2 protein-coding genes are annotated in these 1,440 nt (G+C 70.3%); both read left to right on the plus strand.

Features of this window, described 5'->3' with window-relative positions:
• Positions 1 to 70: 70 nt before the first annotated feature.
• Entirely contained in the window at positions 71 to 856 is a 786-nt protein-coding gene (gene yaaA, locus GRC12_RS44420; RefSeq protein ID WP_208786091.1) for a peroxide stress protein YaaA, read from the plus strand.
• Positions 857 to 931: 75 nt separating this feature from the next.
• Positions 932 to 1,440 (plus strand): bifunctional 4-hydroxy-2-oxoglutarate aldolase/2-dehydro-3-deoxy-phosphogluconate aldolase (eda, locus tag GRC12_RS44425; RefSeq protein ID WP_208786092.1); only part of this gene is annotated, 509 nt, incomplete at its 3' end.

A 1,440-nucleotide genomic window follows, 5' to 3' on the forward strand; every position in this document is an offset into this window, starting at 1 on the left:
GGGGCATACAGCGAGGGTATGCAGATCGGGGGTCGTACGCTGTGCGGAGCTCAAGAGAAGGAGATCGTCCGTGCTCGTCCTGCTGCCCCCGTCCGAAGGCAAGGCCGTCTCGTCCGGCCGTGCTGCCCCGCTGAAGTTGGAGTCGCTGTCGCTGCCGGGGCTGACCGCCGCCCGTGAGGCCGTACTCCGTGAGCTGGTGGAGCTGTGTGCCGGGGACGAGGACAAGGCGTGTGAGGTGCTCGGACTGAGTGAGGGGCTGCGGGGCGAGGTCGCCAAGAACGCCGGGCTGATGACGGCCGGGGCGCGGCCCGCCGGGGAGATCTACACCGGGGTGCTGTACGACGCCCTGGATCTGGGCTCGCTGGACGCGGCCGCGAAGAGGCGGGCGGGGCGGTCGCTGCTCGTCTTCTCGGGGTTGTGGGGTGCAGTGCGGGTCAACGACCGTATTCCTTCCTACCGTTGCTCGATGGGCGTCAAGCTGCCGGGGCTCGGGGCGCTGGGGGCGCACTGGCGAGCGCCCATGGCGGACGTGCTGCCCGAGGTCGCGGGGGGTGGGCTCGTGCTTGATCTGCGGTCCTCCGCTTATGCCGCCGTCTGGAAGCCCAAGGGGGAAGTGGCTGGGAGGACGGCCAGCGTGCGGGTGCTGCACGCGCCCACGCGGAAGGTCGTCAGCCACTTCAACAAGGCGACCAAGGGGCGGATCGTACGGAGTCTGCTGGCGTCCGGGGTCGCACCGAAGGGGCCGGCGGAGCTGGTGGAGGCGCTGCGGGACCTGGGGTATGTGGTGGAGGTCGAGGTGCCCAAGGGGGCTGGGCGGACGTGGACGCTGGATGTGCTGGTGGACGAGGTGCACTGAGAACAATCAACCCGAGGCGTTGCAGCATGCGCAATGAGCTTTGCGCATACTGCGTTACGGCGGCACGATGACGTCATGACCTCGCCGCAGTCCTCGCCGCAGTCCTCGCCCCTGTCCTCCCCGCTGCCCGGCTCCGTGCTGGACCTCGCCCCCGTCGTCCCCGTCGTCGTCATCGAGGACGCCGCCGATGCCGTACCGCTCGCCCGGGCCCTGGTCGCCGGGGGGCTACCGGCGATCGAGGTGACCCTGCGGACGCCGGTCGCGCTCGATGCCATTCGGGCCATTGCCGCCGATGTGCCGGACGCGGTCGTCGGGGCCGGGACCGTGATCACGCCGGAGCAGGTGAAGGAATCGGTGGCCGCCGGGGCTCGTTTCCTCGTGAGCCCGGGGTGGACGGACGTACTGCTGGAGGCGATGCGGGGATCGGGGGTGCCCTTCCTGCCGGGGGTGTCCACGGCTTCGGAGGTGGTGGGGCTGTTGGAGCGTGGGGTGCGGGAGATGAAGTTCTTTCCGGCGGAGGCGGCGGGGGGTACGGCGTATCTGAAGTCCCTTGCTGGGCCGTTGCCGCAGGCGCGGTTCTGTCC

This window comes from Streptomyces griseorubiginosus (assembly GCF_017614965.1).
Lineage (GTDB): Bacteria > Actinomycetota > Actinomycetes > Streptomycetales > Streptomycetaceae > Streptomyces > Streptomyces griseorubiginosus_B.